The organism is Arthrobacter sp. NPDC093125 (assembly GCF_044754225.1).
In the GTDB taxonomy this organism is placed as follows: domain Bacteria; phylum Actinomycetota; class Actinomycetes; order Actinomycetales; family Micrococcaceae; genus Arthrobacter.
Window position 1 is genome coordinate 438,266 of sequence record NZ_JBIVOQ010000003.1, and the last position, 24,666, is coordinate 462,931.

At 65.7% G+C, this 24,666-nt stretch carries 24 protein-coding genes and 1 tRNA gene; 14 read left to right on the forward strand and 11 right to left on the reverse strand.

Translation table 11 applies throughout. From position 1 onward, the window contains the following. Window positions 1–46 precede the first annotated feature (46 nt). Entirely contained in the window at window positions 47–1,546 is a 1,500-nt protein-coding gene (locus tag ACIP9X_RS09235; RefSeq protein ID WP_400479413.1) for a catalase, read from the reverse strand. A 58-nt stretch (window positions 1,547–1,604) separates the two neighbouring features. Further along, window positions 1,605–2,072, reverse strand: coding sequence for a Fur family transcriptional regulator (locus ACIP9X_RS09240; protein WP_400479414.1), 468 nt, complete (start codon window positions 2,070–2,072; stop codon window positions 1,605–1,607). 76 nt (window positions 2,073–2,148) lie between these two features. Here ACIP9X_RS09240 and ACIP9X_RS09245 point away from each other — a divergent pair, with 76 nt between their 5' ends. Together ACIP9X_RS09245 and htpX are read left to right on the forward strand one after the other, a co-directional pair. Then, window positions 2,149–3,420 carry an MFS transporter gene (locus ACIP9X_RS09245; protein ID WP_400479415.1) on the forward strand — a complete coding sequence of 424 codons (1,272 nt, stop codon included), beginning with the start codon at window positions 2,149–2,151 and terminating at the stop codon, window positions 3,418–3,420. Between the two features lie 43 nt (window positions 3,421–3,463). Beyond that, window positions 3,464–4,333: a zinc metalloprotease HtpX gene (gene htpX / locus ACIP9X_RS09250; RefSeq protein ID WP_400479416.1), complete on the forward strand. Its 870-nt coding sequence runs from the start codon at window positions 3,464–3,466 to the stop codon at window positions 4,331–4,333. 124 nt (window positions 4,334–4,457) lie between these two features. Here the strand turns inward: htpX and ACIP9X_RS09255 are convergent, their stop codons facing one another. After that, entirely contained in the window at window positions 4,458–4,916 is a 459-nt protein-coding gene (locus ACIP9X_RS09255; RefSeq protein ID WP_400479417.1) for a GNAT family N-acetyltransferase, read from the reverse strand. 51 nt (window positions 4,917–4,967) lie between these two features. Next, entirely contained in the window at window positions 4,968–5,459 is a 492-nt protein-coding gene (locus ACIP9X_RS09260) for a YajQ family cyclic di-GMP-binding protein (protein WP_400479418.1), read from the reverse strand. Between the two features lie 189 nt (window positions 5,460–5,648). Here ACIP9X_RS09260 and ACIP9X_RS09265 point away from each other — a divergent pair, with 189 nt between their 5' ends. The 4 genes from ACIP9X_RS09265 (at window position 5,649) to ACIP9X_RS09280 (ending at window position 9,226) form a co-directional block, all read left to right on the forward strand. Continuing rightward, a complete protein-coding gene (locus ACIP9X_RS09265) occupies window positions 5,649–5,903 on the forward strand; it encodes a hypothetical protein (protein WP_400479419.1) in 255 nt (84 codons plus the stop codon). A 116-nt stretch (window positions 5,904–6,019) separates the two neighbouring features. After that, window positions 6,020–6,101, forward strand: a tRNA-Tyr gene (locus ACIP9X_RS09270). Window positions 6,102–6,303: 202 nt separating this feature from the next. Next, window positions 6,304–7,722 (forward strand): ABC transporter substrate-binding protein, encoded by a 1,419-nt coding sequence (locus ACIP9X_RS09275; protein WP_400479420.1) that lies wholly within the window; start codon window positions 6,304–6,306, stop codon window positions 7,720–7,722. Window positions 7,723–8,215: 493 nt separating this feature from the next. Continuing rightward, window positions 8,216–9,226, forward strand: coding sequence for a hypothetical protein (locus ACIP9X_RS09280; RefSeq protein WP_400479421.1), 1,011 nt, complete (start codon window positions 8,216–8,218; stop codon window positions 9,224–9,226). 72 nt (window positions 9,227–9,298) lie between these two features. Here ACIP9X_RS09280 and ACIP9X_RS09285 read toward each other — a convergent pair whose 3' ends face one another. Next, window positions 9,299–10,075 (reverse strand): potassium channel family protein, encoded by a 777-nt coding sequence (locus ACIP9X_RS09285; RefSeq protein WP_400479422.1) that lies wholly within the window; start codon window positions 10,073–10,075, stop codon window positions 9,299–9,301. Between the two features lie 36 nt (window positions 10,076–10,111). Next, the gene (locus tag ACIP9X_RS09290; RefSeq protein WP_400479423.1) at window positions 10,112–11,068 is read right to left on the reverse strand and encodes a peptidoglycan-binding protein; all 957 of its coding nucleotides are present in this window, start codon (window positions 11,066–11,068) and stop codon (window positions 10,112–10,114) included. A 334-nt stretch (window positions 11,069–11,402) separates the two neighbouring features. Here ACIP9X_RS09290 and trxA point away from each other — a divergent pair, with 334 nt between their 5' ends. Beyond that, entirely contained in the window at window positions 11,403–11,840 is a 438-nt protein-coding gene (gene trxA, locus ACIP9X_RS09295; protein ID WP_309109004.1) for a thioredoxin, read from the forward strand. Between the two features lie 91 nt (window positions 11,841–11,931). On the opposite strand, the gene ACIP9X_RS09300 is transcribed toward trxA, so the two are convergent. Next, entirely contained in the window at window positions 11,932–12,210 is a 279-nt protein-coding gene (locus ACIP9X_RS09300; RefSeq protein WP_400479424.1) for a putative quinol monooxygenase, read from the reverse strand. A 121-nt stretch (window positions 12,211–12,331) separates the two neighbouring features. Between ACIP9X_RS09300 and ACIP9X_RS09305 the strand changes: the two genes are divergently transcribed. Further along, window positions 12,332–14,008, forward strand: coding sequence for an AMP-binding protein (locus ACIP9X_RS09305; protein ID WP_400479425.1), 1,677 nt, complete (start codon window positions 12,332–12,334; stop codon window positions 14,006–14,008). Window positions 14,009–14,138: 130 nt separating this feature from the next. Here ACIP9X_RS09305 and ACIP9X_RS09310 read toward each other — a convergent pair whose 3' ends face one another. From ACIP9X_RS09310 to ACIP9X_RS09320, 3 genes are all read right to left on the reverse strand, one after another. Continuing rightward, window positions 14,139–14,903, reverse strand: coding sequence for an ABC transporter permease (locus ACIP9X_RS09310; RefSeq protein ID WP_400479426.1), 765 nt, complete (start codon window positions 14,901–14,903; stop codon window positions 14,139–14,141). A 47-nt stretch (window positions 14,904–14,950) separates the two neighbouring features. Then, a complete protein-coding gene (locus tag ACIP9X_RS09315) occupies window positions 14,951–15,919 on the reverse strand; it encodes an ATP-binding cassette domain-containing protein (protein ID WP_400479427.1) in 969 nt (322 codons plus the stop codon). Window positions 15,920–16,105: 186 nt separating this feature from the next. Continuing rightward, the gene (locus ACIP9X_RS09320) at window positions 16,106–17,086 is read right to left on the reverse strand and encodes a DNA-3-methyladenine glycosylase family protein (protein ID WP_400479428.1); all 981 of its coding nucleotides are present in this window, start codon (window positions 17,084–17,086) and stop codon (window positions 16,106–16,108) included. 184 nt (window positions 17,087–17,270) lie between these two features. On the opposite strand from ACIP9X_RS09320, the gene ACIP9X_RS09325 reads away from it, so the two are divergent. The 6 genes from ACIP9X_RS09325 to ACIP9X_RS09350 all read left to right on the forward strand — a co-directional run bounded on the left by ACIP9X_RS09325 (window position 17,271) and on the right by ACIP9X_RS09350 (window position 24,072). Beyond that, a complete protein-coding gene (locus tag ACIP9X_RS09325) occupies window positions 17,271–17,699 on the forward strand; it encodes a VOC family protein (RefSeq protein WP_400479508.1) in 429 nt (142 codons plus the stop codon). Between the two features lie 71 nt (window positions 17,700–17,770). Next, window positions 17,771–19,156: a cystathionine beta-synthase gene (locus tag ACIP9X_RS09330; RefSeq protein WP_400479429.1), complete on the forward strand. Its 1,386-nt coding sequence runs from the start codon at window positions 17,771–17,773 to the stop codon at window positions 19,154–19,156. Window positions 19,157–19,169: 13 nt separating this feature from the next. Continuing rightward, the gene (locus ACIP9X_RS09335) at window positions 19,170–20,333 is read left to right on the forward strand and encodes a cystathionine gamma-synthase (protein WP_400479430.1); all 1,164 of its coding nucleotides are present in this window, start codon (window positions 19,170–19,172) and stop codon (window positions 20,331–20,333) included. Then, window positions 20,330–21,658, forward strand: coding sequence for a glycosyltransferase 87 family protein (locus ACIP9X_RS09340; RefSeq protein WP_400479431.1), 1,329 nt, complete (start codon window positions 20,330–20,332; stop codon window positions 21,656–21,658). The genes ACIP9X_RS09335 and ACIP9X_RS09340 overlap by 4 nt, the downstream gene beginning before the upstream one ends. An 86-nt stretch (window positions 21,659–21,744) precedes the next feature. Continuing rightward, complete coding sequence (locus ACIP9X_RS09345; RefSeq protein ID WP_400479432.1) at window positions 21,745–23,151, forward strand: MFS transporter; 1,407 nt, start codon at window positions 21,745–21,747, stop codon at window positions 23,149–23,151. A gap of 126 nt (window positions 23,152–23,277) precedes the next feature. Beyond that, the gene (locus ACIP9X_RS09350) at window positions 23,278–24,072 is read left to right on the forward strand and encodes an SDR family oxidoreductase (RefSeq protein ID WP_400479433.1); all 795 of its coding nucleotides are present in this window, start codon (window positions 23,278–23,280) and stop codon (window positions 24,070–24,072) included. A gap of 23 nt (window positions 24,073–24,095) precedes the next feature. Here ACIP9X_RS09350 and ACIP9X_RS09355 read toward each other — a convergent pair whose 3' ends face one another. Further along, window positions 24,096–24,647: a methyltransferase family protein gene (locus tag ACIP9X_RS09355; RefSeq protein ID WP_400479434.1), complete on the reverse strand. Its 552-nt coding sequence runs from the start codon at window positions 24,645–24,647 to the stop codon at window positions 24,096–24,098. Window positions 24,648–24,666 lie beyond the last annotated feature (19 nt).

Here is a 24,666-nt window from a genome sequence, read left to right on the forward strand (position 1 = left end):
GCTGCGGCTGTGCCGCAGCGGGGTTTCCATGTCATCGACTAAGCGTTTAGCCGATCTTGTTGGCTGCCTCTGCATCCGAGAGGGAGGCTGCGCCGAGGTTGGCGCGGAGCTTGGCGCCGAGGTCGGCGTCAACGTTGGTCCAGTACTGGATGGCGCGTTCCTTGATGCCGGGGCTCTTCACGCCGCCCACGGCGCCGGTGATGGTCTCCAGCAGGCGGGCCTTGGCGCCGTCGTCGTAGACCTCACGGTAGAGGGTTCCGGCCTGGACGAAGTCGCCGTCCTCGGCGTGCAGGGAGTGCGCGGCGAGGGTCAGCTCGCCGTCGTTCTCCCACCCGCCGGCGGGGTTCTGCGGCTCCACAGCGGCCGGGCCGCCCAACGTGTTCGGTGCGTAGACCGGAACGGAAGGGGCGTTGAAGAGGTAACGCCCGGCGCCGTCCTGGCTGTAGTTGTTGACCTGGCTCTTGGGCTGGTTCACCGGGATCTGGGCGTGGTTGGTGCCCACACGGTAGCGGTGCGCGTCGGCGTAGGAGAAGATGCGGGCCTGCAGCATCTTGTCCGGGGACGCGGCGATGCCCGGCACGAAGTTCGACGGCGCGAAGGTGGCCTGCTCGATCTGCGCGAAGTAGTTCTCCGGGTTCCGGTTCAGCTCCATGGTGCCGACCTTGATCAGCGGGTAGTCCGCGTGCGGCCAGACCTTGGTCAGGTCGAACGGGTTGAAGCGGTAGGTCTTGGCGTCCTCGTACGGCATGACCTGCACGTGCAGGTCCCAGGAGGGCAGGTTGCCGGCTTCGATGTTCTCGTGCAGGTCCCGGATGTAGAAGTCCGCGTCCGAACCGGCCAGGGCCTCGGCCTGGTCGCCGGTCATGTTCTTCACGCCCTGGTTGGACTTGAAGTGGTACTTCACCCAGAAGCGCTCACCCTCGGCGTTGATCCACTGGTAGGTGTGCGAACCGTAGCCCTGCATTTCACGCCAGGAAGCCGGCAGGCCACGGTCACCCATCAGCCAGGTCACCTGGTGCGCCGACTCGGGGGAGAGGGTCCAGAAGTCCCACTGCATGTCGGCGTCGCGCAGGTGCGTGCCCGGCAGGCGCTTCTGGGAGTGGATGAAGTCCGGGAACTTGATGCCGTCGCGGATGAAGAACACCGGGGTGTTGTTGCCCACGAGGTCGTAGTTGCCCTCGGAGGTGTAGAACTTCACGGCGAAACCGCGCGGGTCACGCCAGGTGTCCGGGGAGCCGTTCTCGCCGGCAACGGAGGAGAAACGGATCAGCATCTCGGTCTCGACACCGGGCTGCAGGAACGCGGCCTTGGTGTACTTGGAGATGTCCTCGGTGGTCTTGAACGTACCAAACGCGCCGCCGCCCTTGGCGTGCACCACACGCTCCGGAACCCGCTCACGGTTGAACTGGGCGAGCTTCTCGACCAGGTAGTGGTCCGTGAGGATGATCGCGCCATCGGCACCGACGGACTTCGAGTGGGCATCGGACGTGACGGGAGCGCCGGACTGCGTGGTGGACACGGCAGGCGCAGAGATGTTCAAGGTCATCTTTCTCCTAATTGTTGGTTTCCGACAGTGTCAGTTTTCGACGGCTGTCGAGGACTTATCAGTTACTTTTTGCAGGAAGTTTTTGGGCCCGCTGGCACTCTGTGCAAATCCCCTGGTACATGACATCCGCGATCTGGATGGTCATGGGCTTGGAATCCTCGCTCCAGTGCGGGGTCAGGCAGGGAGCGTGGCCGACGGCACAGTCGACGTCCTCCACGCGGCCGCAGCTGATGCAGATCGCGTGATGGTGGTTGTCGCCCACACGGGTCTCGTAGAGGGCGGGGGAGTGTGGGGGTTCAAAGCGGCGCAGCATGTGCAGGTCTGTCAGGTCGCCGAGCACCACGTACACGGACTGCGCTGTCAGTTCCGGCAGTTCCTCGCGGGCGGCCGCCAGGATGTTCTCCGCCGGGGAGTGCGGGTGGTGTTCGACGGCGGACAGTACCGCCAGCCGCTGCTTGGTCACCCGGCGCCCGTGGGCACGCAGGGCAGCGGCCCATGCTTCGTGGCTTTCCGGGTGATCAGTCATGACTCCATTGAAGCACTTATTTTGACTAGATCACAATAAGGCTGGGCTAACTTTCCTCCCCGGCTAGAGTTGCCGCGTGGGAAAACTTCTGGCCGACATCACTCCACTGCGCGAAAGCCCGGAATTCCGCAGGCTGTGGGTGGGGTCATCCGTTGCAAGTGTGGGGAGCCAGCTCACCCTCGTGGCCGTCAGCCTGGAGGTGTACCGGGTCACTTCGGACAGCCTCTACGTTGGTCTGCTCAGCATCTTCGCGCTGATTCCGCTGGTGGCGGGCGGGCTGCTGGGAGGCGCGATTGCCGACGCCCACGACCGCCGCAGGGTGGCCCTGAACTCCTCGCTGGTGATGTGGGCAGCCGTGGCCGGACTGGCACTCCAGGCCTGGCTGCAGCTGGGCAACGTCTGGCTCCTTTACGCCCTCGTTGCCGTGCAGAGCGGCGCCCAGGCGATCAACCAGCCTGCCCGCAGCGCCATCATCCCCGTACTGGTCCGCAAGGAACTGCTTCCTGCTGCCAACGCCCTGAGCATGGTGACCTTCGGCCTGGCCATGACGGCGGGGCCGCTGCTGGCCGGCGTGCTGGTGGCCTCGGTGGGCTTTGGGTGGACCTACACCATCGACCTGGTGAGTTTCGCGTTCGCCTTCTGGGCGCTCCTCAGGCTGCCGCCCATGCCTCCCGTCAAGGAAGCGGGGAAGGCGGGGCTGCGGTCCGTCGTCGAAGGCTTCAAATTCCTGGGCACGAGGCCCAACGTGCGCATGACCTTCATCATCGACCTGGTGGCCATGATCCTGGCCCAGCCGCGGGCGCTGATGCCTGCCGTTGCGGCGCTGATGATCGGCGGCGGTGAAACCACGGTGGGCATCCTGCTCGCGTCCACCGCCATCGGCGCGTTCCTCGCCGGACTCTTTTCCGGACCGCTGGGCTCTGTGCGGAGCCAGGGGAGCGCCGTGGTCTGGGCGGTCATGGGCTGGGGAGCATCCATTGGCGGGTTCGGCCTGGTGGTGGTGCTGGCCGGGCGGTCCGGAAACGAGGGAGTGACCCTGTGGCTGCTGCCCGCTGCGCTGTGCTGCGCCTTGGCGGGGATCGCCGATTCCGTGAGTGCGGTCTTCCGCACCACCATCCTGCAGGCTGCCACCCCCGACCATATGCGCGGGAGGCTTCAGGGGGTATTCATAGTGGTGGTGGCCGGCGGACCGAGGATCGGGGACATGCTGGCCGGCGGCGGCACTAAAATTCTTAGTGAAGGCTGGGTCCTGCTGATCGGCGGCGTCCTGTGCATTGCGGTGGCCTGGGCGGTGGCGCAGCGGCAATCCGGTTTCCTGAGGTACGACGCGCGGAACCCCGTTCCGTAGCGGTCCTCCGGGACGATGTGCAGTTTCAAGCTGTGGAGGCAAAGTGCATAAACACTACAACGGACTGAAGACGGCGGCGCTCTTTGGCGTGCTGTGGGCCGTGCTCCTGGCCCTCGGGGCGCTGATAGGGACGAGTATGCGCAGTTCGGCGCCGATCTGGATCATGGCTCTCATCGGCGTGGGCACCACCGCGTACGGATACTGGAACAGCGACAAGATCGCGCTGCGCTCGATGCAGGCCTATCCGGTATCTGAGGCGCAGGCGCCGCAGCTGTACCAGATGGTCCGGGAGCTCTCGGTCCGCGCGAACCAGCCCATGCCGAGAATCTTCGTTTCACCCACCATGGCGCCCAACGCCTTTGCGACCGGCCGCAACCCGCAGAACGCGGCCGTCTGCTGCACCGAGGGGATTCTGCAACTGCTCAGTCCGCGCGAATTGCGCGGGGTGCTGGGCCACGAGCTCATGCACGTCTACAACCGCGACATCCTGACGTCGTCGGTGGCTGCCGCCGTGGCCGGAGTGATCACCTCGGTGGGCCAGATGCTGCTCTTCTTTGGCGGCGGCGACCGCCGGAACTCGAACCCGCTGGCCCTCATTGCCATGGCCCTGCTCGCGCCGTTGGCGGCTTCCCTGATCCAGGTGGCCATTTCGCGGACCCGGGAGTATGACGCCGACGAGGACGGTTCGAAGCTGACCGGAGATCCGCTGGCGCTCTCCTCGGCGCTGCGCAAAATCCACCAGGGCGTCCAGGCGGCACCGCTGCCGCAGGACCAGCGGCTGGTCAACACCTCGCACCTGATGATCGCCAACCCGTTCCGCGGCGGGGCGATGACGAAACTGTTCGCAACGCACCCGCCGATGCCGGACCGCATTGCCCGGCTGGAGCGGATGGCGGGCCGGCTGCCTAGCTGAGGGCCGCCGTCGTAAGCCCTGCCCCGCGACACGCACAGCACCCTGCGACGCGCACAATGCCTGGCGCGGCCGGAATACCTGTAGCGAACGGAAATTCGCGCGTCGCCGGATAAGTTGTGCGTCGTCAGGTGAGCGAGCGGGCGTAGCAGACGGACAGCGGTTCACCCGCATAGGGCCCGAAGTTGTCGATGCGCGTATAGCCCTCACGCTCATAGAACCTGATGGCGTCCGGTTGGGCGGTTCCGGTTTCGAGCTTGAGTACGCTCAGACCCAACCGGACGGCTTCGGCCTCGAGGCTGCGGAGCACGGCGGGGGCCGCTCCGGTCCCTCGGTGGCTGGGCAGCACAAACATCCGTTTGATTTCCGCAGAGTCTACGTCGAGCTGCCGTAGCGCTCCACAGGCCACGGCCGTGCCCTGCGCCTCGCGGGCAACGACGAATAAGCTGATGTCCTCGGCGGTGGGAGCTAAACCCGGTTCGTGGTCGTCGGAGCCGTACCTCGCGTCCAGCTCGGCGCGCTGCAGGCCCCGGAGCCGGGCGCCGTCGTCGGTATCCCACGGCTCAGGCGCCACAGAGTACTTCACGGGTTCCCTACCTTTCAGCGCGGGACTCTTTCATACCGCCGTGAGACCTGGCTAGCTGCGGAAATTGACGAACTGCAGGTCGGCCTCGTCGAAGTCCTTCAGCAGAGCCATGGTGGCCTGCAGGTCGTCACGGGACTTGGACGTCACGCGGAGTTCGTCACCCTGGATCTGGGACTTGACGGACTTGGGGGCCTCGTCGCGGATCAGCTTGTTGATCTTCTTGGCGAGATCCTGCGCGATGCCTTCCTTGATGGAGCACTCCAGGCGGAATTCCTTGCCCGACGGGTACGGCTCGCCCTGGTCAAGGGACTTCAGCGAGATGCCTCGCTTGATGAGCTTGGACTGGAAAACGTCCAGCACGGCCATGACCCGGTCCTCGGAGTTGGCCTTCAGCAGGATCTTTTCCCCGCTGAAGTCGATTTCCGCGCCGACCCCCTTGAAGTCGTAGCGCTGCCCGATCTCCTTTTGGGACTGGTGCAGTGCGTTCGCCACTTCCTGCTTGTCTACCTTGCTTACGACGTCGAATGTGGACTCGCCTGCCATGACTCTCCTTTTGCTCGTGCTTGCTTCGCCGGTACGGGGCGTTAATATCTGCATTCCAGCGTAGTACGGATGGGCCCGTTGTGATGGTGAATCCCCTTTCACAGTTCTCTCACAGCGGAGGCACGGCGGAAACGAAGACTGGCCGCGCAGAGTTGTAGAAGTCGAAGAAGCAGGCCCGGAAGGAACGCAATGACCCACAAGGCAGTCCGCTATGTCAGCCGATCAACCGCTACCGCCGCCGGCGCGATCGCCACCGCGGCCTCCTCGGTCACAGCTGCGGCAGTGGCCGCTTCCATCATCCTGAGTCCGGCGGCCGACGCTTCCTCCCGGCTGGACGGTGTCCACGCGGACCTCCAGCGTGCCGTGGAGCTCAACCAGATCACTGAGGAGCAGGCTCTGCGCTTCGAGGCGAAACTCGCCGGGCGCATCCTTGGAGAAGCCTGATTTTCCGCGGGTTTCCGGGCGTTTCCGGCTCGATTCGATTCTTCGGCAGAAGTTCTGTAAAGTTGTCTTGCCCGCGGTTGCTGGAAACAATGACCCGGGTAACTTCTTTGAAGTTCGGCAGATTACCCGAGCGGCCAAAGGGGGCTGACTGTAAATCAGCTGGCAACGCCTACGGGGGTTCGAATCCCTCATCTGCCACCCGCGGAAACCCCGCCCAACCAGTGGAAACACCGGTTGGGCGGGGTTTTTCATTTCCCGCCATCCGGCTTGGTCGCGGAGCGCTACTGACATCGGCTTTGCCCGGCGATAACCTTGAAGTGTTAGTCCCGAACGCGGCGGGTTTCGGTCTGCTGCCGGGGGCTTTCAGCCCCAGCGGCACTTCCAAGGCAGGACCACCGAGGTGAAAAGAACCAGAGGCCGCGCCAAGGTCAGCATCCTCGCTGCAGCTGGGCTGGCGGCAGCCCTCGTTGCCGGGTGCACAGCGGACGGCGGGCAGGGTGTTTCCCCAGCCAATACGCCGGACGCCTACGACATCACCGTCTGGATCACCGACACGCTGCCGGACAGGGTCGAAAGGATGCAGGCGATCGCCGCCGACTTTACGGCCGCTACTGGACTGAAAGCGGAACTCATAAGGGTTCCCGAGCATGAGTTCAATCAGACCCTGACCTCATCGGCAGCATCCGGCAACCTGCCCGACGTCATCGGTGCGATTTCGCTGGGAAACGTCCGCACACTCGCTGCAAGCAAATACGTCAACCCCGAAGCCAATGCAGCCGTTATAAAAAACCTCGGGGAAAAGACCTGGTCACAGCGTTCCCTGGAACTGACCCGCGACGGCGGCCGCCAGCTCGCCGTGCCCGCAGCCTCCTGGCAGCAGGTCCTGTACTACCGCAAAGACCTGTTCGCGCAGGCGGGCCTGGCGGCCCCCACGACCTATGGCCGCATCCTGGAAGCCGCCAAGAAGCTGCACACGCCTCAGCTTGCGGGCTTCGTCGCGGCCAACAAGGCGGGCCAGCCCTTCACCCAGCAGTCATTTGAGCACATCGCCCAAGGCAACGGGTGCGAACTGGTCAGTGCGCAGGGCGCCATCACGTTTGACAGCCCCCAGTGCGTCGGCGCGCTCGGTTTCTACAGCGACATGCTCAAGAATTACTCCGTTCCTGGAGCCCAAGACGTCGCCACCGTCCGGAGTGCCTACTTTGCCGGCAGCGCGGCAATGGCGGTCTGGCCCACCTTCATGCTCGACGAGCTGGCAGGACTGCGGAACGACGCGAGGCCCAGCTGCCGCGAATGCAAGCTGGATCCCGGATTCCTGGTCAGGAACACGGGGGTGGTGGCGGGTATCCAGGGCCACGGTGACGCGACACCGGCGCATTTCGGTGAGATCGGTTCCTGGACTGTGACCAGCGATTCGGACGCCGATCAGGCGCGGAAATTCGTGGAGCACCTCCTGGGCGACGGCTACACAAACTGGCTGTCCGCTGCTCCGGATGAGCGCATCCCGGTTCGTTCCGGCACAGCTGCCCGGCCCTCAGAATATGCCGACGCCTGGCGGGCCATGCCTATTGGCGTCGGCAAGAGGGAACCGCTGGCCAAGTTCTATTCGGCCGACGTTCTCTCCGTCCTGCTCGACGGCGTCAAGGACCTCAACCACTGGGGCATTCTCCAGGGCCGCGGCGATCTAGCCGGAGCTGCCATGGCAGAACTGCCGATCGCCGAAGCCGTCGGTGAGGTCACTGCCGGCACAGCAGATGCCCGCACAGCCGCCGGCAAGGCCGCCCGCACCCTCCGCTCCATTCTGCGCTCACTGAGGTGATCGGGAACGGGCGGGTAGGGGTTCCCTTCCAAGGTCCTGGCTTCCCGCCGCGCATGAGTCCTTTCTCCCCAATAGGTCATTGATAGTCACTTATTTCGCATTGTTCTGTGATGGAACGTTGCATCCCGAAGTTTATGTGCAGCATTCTTTAGCGGAATTGACCTGTGTGTCCGATGTTGGCATCAGGACGTTCAATCTGAGTGAGAAAGACGCTTCAGAAACTCTTTCCAAACAGGAGAAATAGGACCATGATCTTTTCTAAGCCTGTCCGGGATTAGCAAGGTCTCAGGTTGAGGAGGCGGAACGTACCCTTCTGGTCGATTGCCCGGTGAGTTTCCCCGGTAAACCTGCTTCCGCGCCCACCGGCGGCATCTTCTGTCCGCTTCCGGCCCCCCCGTTTTTTCTGAACAGTGCTGCCCCTGAATTCGGCCTCCAATGAGGTGGGTCGCCGGCAGTTGCTGAAGCAATTAATTCAATGTGAAAGGCAGTACTGATGTTCCAGCCAAAAAAACTATCAGCCCTCGGTTCCGCATTCACTCTGCTGGTCGCGATTTCCACGGTGGCATCGTGCGCAGCGCCAAATGCGGGCCAGACCCCGGCCACAACAACCGCCACGTCAGCGGCGACGGAAACGGCTTCGCCGACAGAAACGGGCGCTGCATCGCCGACAGGAACTTCTACCGGGACGCCCAACGCATCAGAGCTGTGCGGACCGGGCTCTGCCATCAACTTCGATGCAGGCGCCTTCCCGGAATCTCCCGCCATCGACAACAAGTGGTTCTCGCTGAAGCCGGGGACCGTTTACACAACCACCGGCAAAGTCGTCAACGCTGAGGGCACCACCGAGCGCACTGTCACGCACACCGTGACAGGACTGACGAAAGTCATCGACGGTGTAAAGACGTTGGTGATGTGGGACCGGGATTATGCCGATGGCTCGCTGGTTGAATCAGAATTGGCTTTCTTCGCGCAGGACAACTCCGGTACAGTCTGGCTCTTCGGTGAGTACCCCGAGGAGTTTGAAAACGACAAGTTCATTGGCGCGCCCAACACATTCATCCACGGCATCGACGAGAGCCAGGCGGGCATAGCCATGCAGGGCGATCCCAAGATGGATACGCCCGCATACGTCCAGGCCCACGCCCCGTCAGTGGACTTTCTGGACTGCGGTGAGGTCTTCAAGCAGAACGAACGCGTTTGCGTACCCACCGGCTGCTACGAGGACGTGCTGGTCATCGATGAGCACAATCCGCTTGAACCAGCCGTGGGCCACCAGCGCAAGTTTTATTCGGCGGGGACCGGGCTCGTGAAAGTAACCGCAGAAGGCGGTGCCGACCAGGAAACCCTGGACCTCGTCAAGATAGAGCAGCTCACGGATGCAAAGCTGGCAGAGGTCCACAAGGAAGCCCTCAAGCTGGACGAGCACGGCTACACGGTCAGCAAGGAAGTCTACGCTAAGACCCCCCGGGCGGAAGTCACGACGAAGACTGTAGGCGGTAACTGACCCGCACGAGCTGAGGCTGCAACGGCCGGCAGGATCAACATAGATGGCTGCCGGCCGCTCCGGCTTCCACAGTCAGGAGCGGGCTTCAGGATGGGCGCCCGCTCCTGGGCCGGGCACTTTGAGCTGGGCATCCTTGAGCTGGGCAATTTCGCGGCGGAGAGCAGCCACTTCGGCAGCAAGTTCGGTAATTTCTGCCAGGACGGGCTGCTCTGCGTTTTCGACGGCGGTCTCCGTGGTGTCGCTCACCCGCTGGACAAGCCATGTGGCGATTGATGCCGTGACCACACCAAGCACAGCGATCCCGCTCAACATGAGGGCGACTGCCACGGCCCTGCCGACGGCGGTGACCGGGTACAGGTCTCCGTAGCCCACTGTGGTGATGGTTGTGACTGCCCACCACAGGGCGTCACCGAACGTGAGGATCTTGGCGTCCGGGACTGACTGTTCGGCGTCGAGCACCGCCAGCGCCCCGACGAACACGAGCAGGGCTGCCGACCCCGCCACGTAGGTGGCCACCCTGCCCCGCAGCGATTCGCCCACTGTCCGGTGAATCACGGACAGCAGCGTGACGAGCCGCAGCAGCCTGAGCGGGCGGAATACCGGCAGGGCCACAATCAGCAGTTCATGGAGGTTCCACAGAAACCACCGGCGCCTGTCATCTGCAAGCCACAGATTGATCGCGTAATCGGCGGCGAAGATGCCCCAGGTAATCCAGAGAGTGGCCTCAAGCCATTCCCCTCCCGGGCCCTCCACCCTGGCAACCACCTGCCAGGCGTAGGCCGAGAGGAAGACCACAGCAGTCCCCATCAGCGGCCACTCGGCAAGGTCCCGGTAGCGTTGCTGCGTCATGCGGAAAATCATACGGTCACTGTTGCGGCCGCCGCGTCAGTTCAGGGCTATCACCAGCATCTGCGTGGTACCTGGAATGCAGGTCTGCAGGACCGCACGGGGGAATCCGCCAAACACTGCGGCGACGTCGTTCGTTGTGCCTCCGTTCGGAACCTGCCCCCGGCCCGCCACGGTGTATGAACCGTAGCCGGGTAGATCCACGCGCTCTCCAACCTGGATGCCCGAGAACCGCGCCCAGCCGCCGCAGAAGTCGTGTTCTGTAATGAAGAGGGAGTAGCCGTCGGTCGGCGTGAAGTGGATCGGGCCGATGCAGCTGTCCACCAAGGCCTGTCCTCCGGCTCCGGCCACATAGATCGTCCGGACGGCCGGAGCCGGCGGCGGGGCCGGGGCCGGCGCGGGGGCCGGGGCCGGCGCGGGTGCCGGGGCAGGCGCGGGCGCCGGGGCCGGGGCTACGACGGGTGCGGCCACCTTGGGAGCCGGCGCTGGTGCGGCCGCTTTGGGCGGCGCCACCGGAGCCGGCGCGGGTGCGGCTGCCTTGGGCGGTGCCGGCACAGGTGCAGGTGCCGCCGGTTTAGGGACTGCCGCGACCGCCGGTTTGTCGGCCGCGACGGCCGTCGCCGGTTTCGCAGCAGGCAGGGACGGCTTCTTAGGGACCGGCTCGTCCGCCGTGACGGAGCCACTTGGCGGGGATACGGAGGCTGGAGCCCCTGCCGCCGTTTCCCACGCAGGCCGGGCGCCGCCCGGCCAGGGCATCGCATCATTCGGGGAATGGACGGGCGCGGGCTGGGCAGCTGCGCCGGGACTGCCCGCGGGAGCAGTTGGCCAAATGGGGGCCGCGACCGCGGCCAGCAGGAGTCCGGCAAGTATCAGGGCCTTGACATCAATGCCTGCGCGGAGTGCTCCTGCCCGTGGTGTCCCGGCCGGGGAATTCGAAGACTGCGGACTCGAGAGGCGGGCTGCTGCGTGGTGCCTGCTGTTCTCCTGCTGATTCATGGCTGGCCCCTGAACCGTTTCGTGCGGCGGGCAGAGCCGGCGGCCGCTTGCTGGGCGGTGAGGCGAAGGCGGGGGAGACACCCGGCGGACTGCCGGCATCGCCTTGGATTAACGCCTGACCATTCAATTGAGAGAGGGACGCGCTCGCTAACGCGTCTGCCCAGCAGTGTTGAGTGTAGGAGGTGCCGCACCGGGGGCACCCGCGTAGGCAATACCTGTATTTAGCCGCAGCCCCTACTTAAATCCCGCAGGCCGGGATATTCCCTGTGACGCGGGTAGCGAACAAAGACGGCGGAGGGAGGACATCGGGACCGGGCTCGCGTAGCGTGGACCCATGGCAACCGTAGACATTACAGGTGAACAGTTCGCATCAACCGTCGAGAACAACGACATTGTCCTCGTTGACTTCTGGGCTGAATGGTGTGGTCCCTGCAAGCAGTTTGGGCCCACGTATTCCGCAGTTTCGGAAAAGCACGGCGACGTCGTCTTCGCCAAGGTGGACACTGAGGCCGAGCAGCAGCTGGCCGCGGAGGCCGGCATCACATCGATTCCCACACTCATGGCGTTCCGCGAAAAGGTACTAGTCTTCTCCCAGCCGGGAGCACTGAACGCCCCCCAGCTCGAACAGGTGGTCGAGGCGGTCAAGGCCCTCGACATGGAGGAAGTGCACGCCCACGTGGCGCGCTCACAGGCAGAGGCGGCTGCCGCTGCAGGTGACGGCCAGCGGAAGAGCGCCGGTCCCCAGGACGGGTCGCAGATCCCGGACTTCTAGGCCTCCACTTAACGCAAGGGGGCCGCTTCCCGCCCACTGGACCTCTCGGTTCCTTGGGCGGGAAGCGGCCCCGCGTTGTTTCCAGGGGGTACTACAGGCGTTCAAGCCTGACGGGCTCGGCGAGCAGCGCGCTCAGGGACTCGTTGAGGTCCTGGACAGCGGTGCCTTTGGAGTGCTTGTCGAGGTCCTCTTCGGAGGCCCAGCGCTCGGCAAGGACCAGCTTTTCCTCGGTGGCCTCAGTGAGCTCATACCGGATGCAGCCGGGCTCGTTGACCACCTCGTCGATGGCGATTTCCAGGGCGAGCTTCACGCGGAAGAATTCGCCGTCGTTGGGGATGAACGTTGCCTGCAGGTCGATGGGTGCACTCATGAATTTCACAATACCGGCCACCGCGGGTGCTTCCGCTCCCGTGCAGTCCCGGCCGCTGAGTGTTGCGCGTTCTTTTGCCGCTGCCCTGTCGGTGCGGGTGACCTGTTGATAGCGTGCCAGCATGCGCGCTTACACAGCCGGGGACACTGACGTCCCGTTGCTCGGGGAGACCATCGGCGAGAACTTCGAACGGATCGCTGCGCGGTTCCCCTTGCATGACGCCCTCATCGAGGCAGCCCGGGTCCCGGGCGCTGACGCCCGCCGCTGGAGTTACACCAAACTGAACGACGACGTCGACCGCCTGGCCCGCGCGCTGCTCGCCCTCGGAGTCGCGAAGGGGGAACGCGTCGGCATCTGGAGTCCCAACTGCGCCGAGTGGACCATCCTGCAGTATGCGACAGCCAAGATCGGGGCAATCCTGGTCAACGTAAACCCGTCCTACCGCAGCCATGAGCTGGAATTCGTGGTCAAGCAGAACGGCATGCGCCTGCTGGTCACGGCTCCCTCGGACGACAACAGCGACTACGTGGGGATGGCCCGGCAGGCGCTGGCTGAATGCCCTGACCTGCGCGAGCTGGTGTTCCTGCCGGACTCTGAACCGGACGGGCTCGACGGCGGCGTCCCCCAAAGCGGGCAGGAGCTGACGTACGCCGAGCTGCTCAAGCGGGCGGACGACGTCGGGCATTCGGGGCTGAAAGCCCGCATGGCTGAACTGGACCCGCATGACCCCATCAACCTGCAGTACACCTCGGGCACCACGGGCTTTCCCAAAGGTGCCACCCTGACGCATCACAACATCCTGAACAACGGCTACGCGATCGGCGAGTTGCTGGGGTACACCGAACACGACCGCGTGGTGATCCCGGTGCCGTTCTACCACTGCTTCGGCATGGTGATCGGAAACCTCAACGCCCTGAGCCACGGCGCAGCCACCATCATCCCGGGACGCAGCTTCACCCCTGCGGCGGCGCTGGAGGCGGTGCAGGACTTCGGCGGCACGTCGTTGTACGGCGTGCCGACGATGTTCATCGCCGAACTGGCCCTGCCCGACTTTGCCTCCTATGACCTCTCGACCCTGCGCACCGGCGTGATGGCGGGCTCGCTGTGCCCGATCGAAGTGATGAAGCGCGTGATCTCGGAGATGAACATGAAGGACGTGGCCATCTGCTACGGCATGACAGAGACCTCGCCGGTGTCCACCATGACCCGCAGCGGTGACACCCTGGAGCAACGCACGCAGACAGTTGGGCGCACGATGCCCCGGCTGGAGAGCAAGATCGTGGACCCTGCAACTGGGGACGTGCTGGAGCGGGGGCAGATCGGCGAACTGTGCACGCGCGGCTATGCGGTCATGCAGGGGTACTGGGACCAGCCGGACACGACGGCCGAAGCCATCGATGCTGAGGGCTGGATGCACACCGGGGACCTTGCCCGCATGGACGAGGACGGCTATGTCGTGATTGAAGGCCGGATGAAGGACATGGTGATCCGCGGCGGCGAGAACATCTATCCGCGGGAGATCGAGGAGTTCCTGTACACGCACCCCGCCATCCAGGACGTCCAGGTGATCGGCGTTCCGGACCCCAAGTACGGGGAGGAACTGATGGCCTGTGTCATCCTGAAGCCCGGGGCCGCGCCGCTGGACGCCGCCGCTGTGGCGGAGTACTGCCGCGGGAAGCTGGCGCACTACAAGATCCCGCGGTACGTCGAGGTCCGCGAGAACTTCCCCATGACTGTGTCCGGCAAGGTCCGCAAGGTGGAGATGCGCGAGGAAGCCGTGGCCCGGCTGGGTCTCTAGCGCAACGCGGCCTCTCCGCTCCGGAGGGCCTCAACTGTCCGTTCGCGCTCCGAACAGGCACAGCAAGCGCGAACGGGCACTTGTGGACCCGCAGGCAAGCGCGTACGGGCACTTGTGGCCCCAACGGGCTCTACTTGGTGTTCCGGCCGATCGCGCGGATACCCACCAAGAGTCCGACGGCGGCAGTCGCCACCGCGGCCAGCAGACCGTAGAGCGTATCCATGCCCACTGCCCCCGCGAAGAGTTCGCGTTCTGCGTTGACCAGGTAGGTAAGCGGGTTAAATAGGCTGGCCACCCTCATCCACTCCGGTCCCGCCTCGATGGGCAGCATGATGCCGGACAAAATCATCAGCGGGAACAGCAGCGTCTGCTGCACAGCCCAGAAAATCCACTCCTTGTTTTGCGAAACCAGGGCCAGGGCGTAGGACAGCGCTCCGAGCCCGATGCCGAAAATACCCAGGACAATAAGCCCGAAGAGGACATGCAGGGGATGGAGGATGAAGCCGAACGGAACGCACACCACGGAGATCAGCAGGCCCTGCACCACCAGGGGCGCCCACTCCTTCAGCGCACGGCCGATCATGAGCGACGAGCGGGCGAGAGGCGTGGCCAAAATCCGCTCGTAGGAGCCGGTCATCAGTTCGTACTGCAGGTTGGAACCGGTCATGGACGTGCCGAAGAGCGCGGTCATGACCACGACGCCGGGGAGGAACCACTGCAGTGTGGACTGGCCGCCAAAAGCCGGGGCTCCAACCGCCGAACCGAGCAGGGGACCAAACAGGCCCAGGAACACCAGCGGCTGCACGAGCGAGAACACAAGGGAGAACGGATCCCGCAGCGGGAGCAGCATTTCGCGCCAGAAGACATACCAGGTATCCCGCAGGACGCTGCTCATCCCCGGTTTCTGTTCCGCCGGCCGCAGAGGGGTGCTGGTCGCAGTCATCAGACCTCAGCGCCTTCCCGCAGGCTGCGTCCCGTGAGTTCCAGGAATACGTCATCAAGTGTCGGGGGTTTCAGTTCCAGGGACTGGGCGGGAGCCCCGGCGTCGTGCATCCTCCTCAGCAGGTCCGGAGCCAGCCGTGATCCGTTGGTGAGCCGCAGGCGGAAACGGACGACGGCGTCGTGGGCGTATTCCTCCACCTCGCCTTCCGCGGCGGCGTGCCCAAGCAGTCCGCGCACCTCCCCGGCGGCACCAGCCGCGACCTCCACGGCCAGCAGGTCTCCGGCGAGGTCCGCCTTGAGGCGGGCGGCCGTGTTGTCGGCGATGATGGCTCCGTGATCAATGACGATGACGCGCTCAGACATGGAATCTGCCTCATCCATGTAGTGGGTCGTCAGCACAATGGTGGTCCCATGCTCGGCCCGCAGGCGCGTGATGTGCTCCCAGAGGTTCGCGCGGTTCTGCGGATCCATCCCTGTGGAGGGCTCATCAAGGAACAGCAGCCGGGGCGAGTGCATCAGTCCAAGGGCAACGTCCATCCGCCGCCGCTGGCCGCCCGAGAGCTTAACAACGGTGCGCTTGGCGAGGTCCGCAAGGTCCAGGGATGTGAGCAGCTCCTTTGCCCGCGCTGCGGCATCTGTGGTGTTCATCCCGTAGAAGCGGCCCTGCATGATCAATTCGTCGATCACGCGGTAGCTGTGGCCTCCGCCGTTGCCCTGCCCGATGTAGCCGATACGGGCACGTACCCCTGCGGGGTCCGCCCCGACGTCCACGCCGGCAACCGACGCTGAACCGGACGTAGGCTTCAGCAGCGTGGTCAGCATGCGCAGGGTGGTGGATTTTCCGGCCCCGTTCGGGCCGAGGAAAGCGACAAGCTCGCCAGGGGCGACGTCAATGTCGACGCCCTTGACTGCCTCCACGGTCTCCTTTTTGACAGTGAACGTCTTAGTGAGTTTCCGGGTATGAATCACTGAGGCTCCAAGGGTCTAAATCCCCGGCCGGGATACCGGCTCCCATTTGTCGCCCACCGTATACCCAGCGGAAGCAAGCGTCCACGGGCAGCCGCGGATGAGGAGTGTACGGGCAGGACTCCGCCGTCACGGTTGGATTCCGGGGCGGGGGCTTAAGTGTCCGTTCGCGCTGCTGGCAGGAAGGGGTCAGTGGCCGCGGTGGTCCTGGATGGTCATCCGCGGGCCGAACGTGGGTTTCCGGAAGCCGCTGAGCCCGATCATGCGGACGATGCGCTGCCGGTGCCCCTTCCACGGCTCCAGCAGGGCCAGCATGCCGGCGTCGTCGGTCCGGCGGCCGGTCAGGGCGGCGCCCACATCCGCCGCAAGATGGTAATCGCCCACGGCGATGGAGTCGGGGCAGCCGTGCGTCCGCTGCACCACCTCCGCGGCAGTCCACACCCCGATCCCCGGAATGGTCTGCATCTTCTCGGCAGCCTCCGCGGCAGGCAGGGCGGCAAGCCGTTCAAGCGCGACGGCGGAACGCAGCGCGCACATGATGGTTGCGGACCGCTGGGGTCCCACGCCGGCCTTGTGCCATTCCCAGGACGGGATGCGCAGCCACTGCTCGGGGGTGGGCCGCACCAGCAGCCCGGCAGGTGCAACCGTGGAGGCGCCGGGAGCCGGGGTGCCGTGGCGGTACATGAGGTAGCGGAAGCCCCGCCTGGCCTCGATGACGGTGACCTTCTGCTCCAAAATGGTGGGCACGAGGGAATCAACCATGCGCCCGGTGGACGGGAGGCGCAGCGCCGGGTTCCGGCGTCGTGCTTCCCGTACCATCCGCGGCAGCGTCGCGTTGAAAGCGGGCTCGTCAAACGCCGACCAGTCGTCGCCAGCGCCCAGCAGGCGGGGCACGGCGGTGAGGGCCGACGCGGAACCGGGGCCCCAGGCCTGTGCATCGACGTGCGGGTCCGGCCCCAATTCCGCGCTGGTGAGGCGCAGGGTGACCGGGCCGTCCGGCGTCGTAAATGCCATCCAGAGACCGTCCGGCCGCGAGGCGAACGAGGGATCCCCGTTGCCGCGCCTGAGCGGCCCGAGGGTCTGCCGCAGGCTGTAGGGGCCGCCGGAGTACCACCGCAATGCGCCGTCCGCGGCAGCGGCAACGCTGGCGGGGACGTCGGTGATGGTCATGGAATCATCGTCCCACGGACCACCGACATCGCGGGCGGCAGGCAACCGTGCGGGCACCCGGGGAACCGTGCCGGCGCGCAAGACGGCAACCGTCAGGGCCTTATTCGGCGCGGCCGGGAGGACTACAATCCCAGGTGTGGCGCGGGTTCGCCGCGTCCTTCCCTTCGAAATTCAGGTGGTTGTAATGGGTGGAGTGGTGCATTTCGAAATCCCCGCGGACGACCAGGAACGGGCGAGGAACTTCTATAACCAGGCTCTCGGCTGGAGGATCGACCCCATGCCGGAGATGGACTACAACGTCGTCATCACCACGCCGATGGACGAACAGACAGGCCGGCCGACGGAGCCCGGTGCCATCAACGGCGGCATGATGGCGAGGGAGGGCGAGCTGACCAGTCCCGTCATTACGGTGGATGTGGAGGACATCGACGCCACCCTCAAGACGGTTGAGCAGCTCGGCGGCTCCGTGATTAGGCCGAAGGATGCCATCCCGGGCATGGGCTTCTACGCCTACTTCAAGGACACCGAGGGCAACATCCTGGGACTGTGGCAAAACCTGCCCGCCGGTGGCGCTGAGGGAACCGCCGGAAGCACCGGGGGAGTGGCCGGCTAGAGGAAGGCCACGCCGCAGGACGGGCGCCGCGTGAAACCCCGGCAGGCGGGCAAGACGGTAAGTTTGTACCCATGAAGTACGCCCAGTCCGTTCTGGACCTTATCGGCAATACCCCGCTGATCAAGCTCAACCACGTCACCGACGGCATCAAAGCCACCGTCCTCGTGAAGCTGGAATACGTGAACCCCGGCGGTTCCATCAAAGACCGTATTGCGGCCAAGATGGTCGAGGAAGCTGAACGGGACGGCAAGCTCCAGCCCGGCGGCACCATCATCGAGCCGACGTCCGGCAATACCGGCGTCGGTCTCGCCCTGGTGGCCCAGCAAAAGGGCTACAAGTGCATCTTCGTGGTGCCGGACAAGGTGGGCGAGGACAAGCGCGCCGTCCTTCAGGCCTACGGTGCGGAGGTGGTGGTGACCCCCACCGCCGTGGCACCGGACAGCCCGCAAAGCTACTACGGCGTTTCGGACCGCCTGGTCACCGAGATTCCGGGAGCGTACAAGCCGGACCAGTTCTCCAACCCCGCCGCGCCGCGCAGCCATTACGAAACCACCGGCCCGGAGATCTGGCGCGACACCGACGGCAAGGTGACGCACTGCGTCATCGGCGCCGGCACCGGCGGCACCATCACCGGCACCGGCCGCTTCCTCAAGGAAGTCTCGGCGGACCGTCCGGAGTCCGACGGCGGCCGGGTCAGGATCATCGGCGCGGATCCCGAAGGCTCTGTCTACTCAGGTGGCACCGGCCGCCCGTACTTCGTCGAAGGCGTCGGCGAGGACATGTGGCCCGCCAACTACGACAAATCCGTTCCGGACCAGGTGCTCGCCGTCAGCGACGCGGACTCGTTCGCCATGACCCGGCGCCTGGCGCGGGAGGAGGGCCTGCTCGTGGGCGGCTCCTCCGGCATGGCCGTGGTCGCCGCGCTGCGGACCGCACGGGATCTCCCAGAGGACGCCGTGGTGGTGGTGATCCTGCCCGACTCCGGCCGCGGCTACCTCGCAAAGATCTTCAACGACCAGTGGATGCGCTCCTACGGCTTCCTCTCGGGCGGGGAAGAAGCGTCCGTGGGCGAAGTCATCAAGTTCAAGACGGGCGAACTGCCGGACCTGGTCCACATCCACCCCAACGAGACCGTCCGCGATGTCATCAACATCATGAACGAGTTCGGTGTCAGCCACATCCCGGTGCTGTCCCAGGAACCGCCCGTGGTCATGGGCGAGGTCCTCGGAGCCGTGGACGAACGCTCGCTGACCGCGAAGCTGTTCCGCGGCGAGGCCAAGCTGACGGACAAGATCTCGGAGCACATGGGGGAGCGGCTGCCGGTAATCGGCTCGCTGGAAACCATCTCCGCTGCCCGTGAACTGCTCTCCGGCGTGGATACCGTCATGGTCACCTTCGTCGGCGCCCCCGTGGGCATCCTGACCCGCCACGACCTCCTCGCGTACCTCAGCAACTGATCCAAGGAGCCCCATGTCTGCCCCAAAAAACCAAGGATTCAACACCCGCGCCGTGCACGCCGGCCAGGACTTCGAGCCCCGCACCGGCGCCGTGGTGCCGCCGCTGCACTTCAGCTCCACCTATGCCCAGGACGGCATCGGCAACCTGCGCGACGGCTACGAGTACGGCCGCGGCGGCAACCCCACCCGCGACTCACTGCAGGAGCAGCTCGCTGCACTCGAAGGAGGGACGCACGCCTATTCCTTCAGCTCCGGACTCGCGGCCGAAGACTCCCTCATCCGGGCCCTGACCCGCCCCGGTGACCACATCGTTCTCGGCAACGACGCCTACGGCGGCACCTACCGCCTGATCAGCCGCGTGCTCGGCGACTGGGGCATCGGCAACACCCCGGTGGACATGTCGGATCTCGACGCCGTTGCCTCCGCGGTGGCCGCGCACAAGACCCGCTTCGTGTGGGTGGAGACCCCCTCCAACCCGCTGATGAAGATCACCGACATCGAGGCGCTCGCCAAGGTGGCGCACGACGCCGGGGCCCTCCTGGTGGTCGACAACACCTTCGCGTCCCCCTACCTGCAGACCCCGCTCGCCCTGGGTGCCGACGTCGTGGTTCACTCCACCACCAAGTACATCGGCGGCCACTCCGATGTGGTGGGCGGCGCCATCGTGATCAAGGACGCCGAACTGGCAGAGAAGATCGGCTTCGTGCAGTTCGCAGTCGGCGCGGTCTCCGGGCCCATGGACGCCTTCCTCACCACACGCGGACTCAAGACACTCGGAGTGCGCATGGACCGGCACAGCGACAACGGCCAGGCCGTGGCCGAGTGGCTGCTGGAACGCCCGGAGGTTGAGGCCGTTCTCTACCCGGGCCTGCCCTCGCACCCGGGCCACGACCTCGCCCGGAAGCAGATGAGAAAGTTCGGCGGCATGGTCTCCGTCCAGTTCAAGGGCGGCGAAGCGGCTGCGCGCAAGGTGGCCGAGTCGACGTCGGTCTTCACCCTTGCCGAGTCCCTGGGCGGCATCGAATCCCTGATGAACTACCCCTCTGAAATGACGCACGCCTCGGTGAAAGGCACCGAACTCGCTGTCCCCGTCAACCTCATCCGGCTTTCCTGCGGCATCGAGGACGCCGAGGACCTCATTGCGGATCTCGAGCAAGCCTTCACGTTCATCCCGTGAATGTGATTCCCCAGAGCACAACCGGGCTCAAGACATCGGGCAAAACAACTTCAGGCGCAGCACCGGGCCGGCGGGCGCTGCTCTACGGCTGGCTGGCGACGGCGGCAGGTGCGCTCGCCGTCGTCGCCGCTTTGATGGTGCTCAAGTCGTACTACCCTCCGGCAATGAACGACTTCGAGGTCTACTACTACGGCGGCACGAAGGTGCTGCAGACAGGTGAGACCGGTGCCGGCGTCCTGTACGCGGTCCGAGACGGGCTGCCGTTTACGTACCCGCCGTTCGCTGCCCTGCTGTTTGCCGGACTCGCCACCCTGAGCTTTAGCGAAAGCAGCCTGCTTTTCATCGGCGCGGCGCTCGCGGGAGCGGGCGTCGTGTCGGCCTGGCTCAGCCGCCACTACTTCGGCCTGGGCCGCTGGCGTGAAGCCTTCGCGGACTGGCGCTTCCGGACTGTGGCCCTGGCAGGAACGGCGGCGATCCTGCTGCTGGGACCGTGGCGGGACACGTTTGTTTTCGGGCAGATCAACATCATCCTGATGGGCCTGATCCTGGCGGACTTCGCCCTGCACGGAAAGGACCGCGCCGGGGAGATCCGGTGGCCGGCAGGCCTGCTGATCGGCATCGCTGCAGGAATCAAGCTCACACCGCTGGCGTTCGGCCTCTATTTCCTGGTCCGGCGCGACTTCAAGGCCCTTGCCTGGATGGCTGCAGGGTTCTTCGGATCCATCGCGCTGGCGTGGGCGGTGCTGCCTCAGGCCTCGGTTTCCTTCTGGACCAGGATTCTCCCGGACACCGGCCGCATCGGCGGTCCCGCCTACGTGGACAACCTGTCCCTCAAGGGCCTGCTGCTGCACTTTGGAATGCCCGACTCCGCCCTGACCAGCGTGGTGTGGCTCGTTCTCTCGCTCGGCCTCGTGGCTGTGGCCACACTCGTCATCAAGTGGGCCCACGCCGTGGATGAGAACTTCGTGGCGGTGTCCGCCACGGCGGTGCTGATGCTCCTGATCAGTCCGGTCTCGTGGTCGCATCACTGGGTCTGGATGGCCGTGGCGCTGCCGTGCATGGCTTTCGCGATGCACCGGGTCCCCACCCGGAGCGGACGGATGCAGCTGGCAGGCTGGATCATCGTCTGCGCGTCTGCAGTAGCTTTCTACCTGGCGCCCAAAGACCTGGCCATGATGGCAGGGGCTGAAGAATGGGGGAAGGACCCCTCCACCCAGTGGCCGCTGATGGTCGCCAGCCTCGGCGTCGTCTGCGGCATTGCGCTCCTGGTGTACTGGGCGCTGGCCTACCGGCCGTCCCGGGCCGAACTCCGGCGGGTACCCTAACCCGGGCCTCCTCGCCCAGGTGACTTTCCACGCGAAGCTGACATTCCACGAGAAGCTGACATTCCACGAGAACAAGGAACGGCCACATGAGCAGCCCCGAAGTGAGTGAAGCCGACGCCTCGAAAGACCTCCCGCCCCGTGTCGAGGAGACTGGCGGGCGGAAGCCGCGGATCCCGCGGCGCCGTCCCCTGCACCCGGCCTGGATCGTGGCGGCCGTTGCCTTCCTGGCCCTCGTGGGCGCGGCCGGTTTCCGGGCCGCGCCCGGCGTGCTCATGGTGCCGCTGCAGCAGGAGTTCGGCTGGTCCACCACCGTGCTGTCGGCAGCGGTCAGCATCAACCTGGTCCTGTTCGGCCTGACCGCACCCTTCGCGGCCGCACTCATGGAGCGGTTCGGCATCCGGTCGGTGACAGCGTTCGCACTGATGTTGATCGGGGCGGGCAGTGCACTCACGGTGCTGGTCAACCAGTCCTGGCAGATCCTGCTCACCTGGGGCCTGCTGATCGGGCTGGGGACAGGTTCCATGGCGCTCGTTTTCGCCGCGACCATCGCCAACACGTGGTTTTCGAAGAGCCGCGGGCTGGTGATCGGCATCCTGACCGCCGGCAGCGCCGCCGGCCAACTGGTCTTCCTGCCGTTCATCGCCATGCTGGCGCAGGACCCCGGCTGGCGCCAGGCCTCCCTGCTGATCGCGGCCGGCGCCCTGGCCGTGGTGCCGCTCGTGCTGAAATTCCTGAAGAACTCGCCCGCCGACGTCGGGGTGCTGCCTTACGGTGCGGAAGCGCCCGTGGCGAATGCAGAACCGGCGTCCTCACCGCCCGCGGCCACCCGGCCGGCGGCCGAAGAGCCATCCGGGAACGCCGCAGTCCGTGCGCTGCAGGTGCTCAAGCGGGCGAGCAAAGTGCGCACGTTCTGGGCCCTGGCCGCCGGCTTCTTCATCTGCGGTGCCACAACCAACGGCCTCATCGGCACGCATTTCATCCCCTCGGCGCACGATCACGGCATGCCAGAAACCACCGCCGCAGGGCTGCTGGCCGTCGTCGGGATCTTCGATATCGTGGGCACCATCGCTTCGGGCTGGCTGACGGACCGCTTCAACCCGAGAATCCTGCTGGCCGTCTACTACCAGTTCCGCGGCATCGGGCTGCTGGTGCTGCCGCTGTTGCTGAGCGCCACGGTCCAGCCGAGCATGATCGTGTTCGTGGTCATTTACGGCCTTGACTGGGTGGCCACGGTGCCGCCCACTGCCGCCATCTGCCGCCAGGCGTTCGGCGCGGACGGCAGCGTCGTGTTCGGCTGGGTGTTCGCCGCGCACCAGCTCGGTGCGGCAGCCGCTGCCCTGGCGGCCGGAGCCCTCCGGGACGCCACCGGCCATTACACCTACGCCTGGCTTGGCGCGGCCGCGATGTGCACCATAGCCGCCGTCATCAGCGCCTCCATCCGCAAGGACGCCGGCAGCAGGAAGCCGCAGCCCGTGGAGGCCGGCTCCGCCTGATTGCCGGGCGGAAGCCAGCGGCGGCCGACAGTACGGGCAGCCAGCAGTGCCACAGCGGCCGGCAGTAACCTGCGATCAGTAGAATGAGCCGCGGCACAGCACCTGACAGCAACGGGGGACATCGGAATGGCTCTGGACGACAACCACGGCGCTGAGCCCCTCGGCACTGACGCGCAGCGCCCCATTGCCCTCGTCACCGGGGCAGGACGCCAGACCGGCATCGCTGCCGGAATCGCCCGGAAGCTGGCGGCCGACGGCTGGGACCTGGTGCTGAACTACTGGCAGGAGTATGACGCCCGCATGCCCTGGGGCATCCAGCCCGACGACGTCGAGCAGCTCGCCGCGGAGCTTGAGGCGATCGGGGCCAAAGTAGTTTCCTTGCCCGCTGACTTCCAGGCCCCGGAAGCCGTGGAGAAACTCATGGCGGACGTCGCCGAGCAGGCCGGGACGGTTCAGGGCATGGTGCTGAGCCATGCGGAGTCCGTCGATTCCGGCGTCCTGGACACCACACTGGAAAGTTTTGAGCGCCACTTCGCCGTGAACACCCGCGCCAGTTGGCAGCTGATCGCCGCTTTCGCGCGGCAGGCAGGGCCCGACGGCGGCGCGATCGTTGCGCTGACCAGTGACCACACAGCGTTCAACCTCCCCTACGGCGCGTCAAAAGGGGCGCTCGACAGGATCGTCATTGCCGCCGCCCGGGAGCTCGGTCCGCTCGGCATCTCCGCCAACGTGCTGAACCCCGGCCCGGTGGACACTGGCTGGATGAGTCCGGAAGTGCGGACAGAAGTCATCCGGCTCCAGCCCGGCGGCCGGCTCGGAACGCCGGCAGACGTGGCAGGTACCGTTGCGTTCCTGCTCTCCCCGGAGGGGCGGTGGGTTTCGGGCCAGCTGATCAAGGCCGACGGCGGCTTCTCCGCCTGATTCTGTCAACCTTGCACTCGTTTCTACAGGGCAGGCCCCGTGCCGGACGGGGACTCCGGCCGCCACGGCGTGAGCCGGGGGAGCCAGCGGGGCACATGATCTCTGTAGGCCTGGTACTCGGCGCCGAACTTCCGTGCAAGGGCGGGTTCCTCATAGAACCTCACGAAGGCCGTGACAGGAAGGGCACCCAACGCGACGGCGGCGAGCAGCTTCGGCTGGCCGAGCAGGAGCCCCTGTCCGGTGACTGCTGCGGCTATCGCCACGTACATCGGGTTGCGGACAAAGCGGTACAGCCCTCCCACCACGAGGTGCTTCGGCGGGGCAAAGGGGGCGGGCGTCCCGACGCCCTCCACCGCGAAGTGAACAAAGGAATTGGCAACCACCGCCGTTCCGGACCCCAGCAGCAGCGCACCGGCGAGCTGCGCCGGCAGGCCGCCGGGCACCGGCTTCTGCACCTTCCAGCGGGTCACCACCCAAGGCAGTACGCCAGCCACGGTGACGGGACCGAGGGCGAACAGGGCTGTTCCCACTGCCGCACGCCGGCGCTCACGCCTGGAATCACCCGACTCCGCCATGCTGGCATTCTGGACCGCG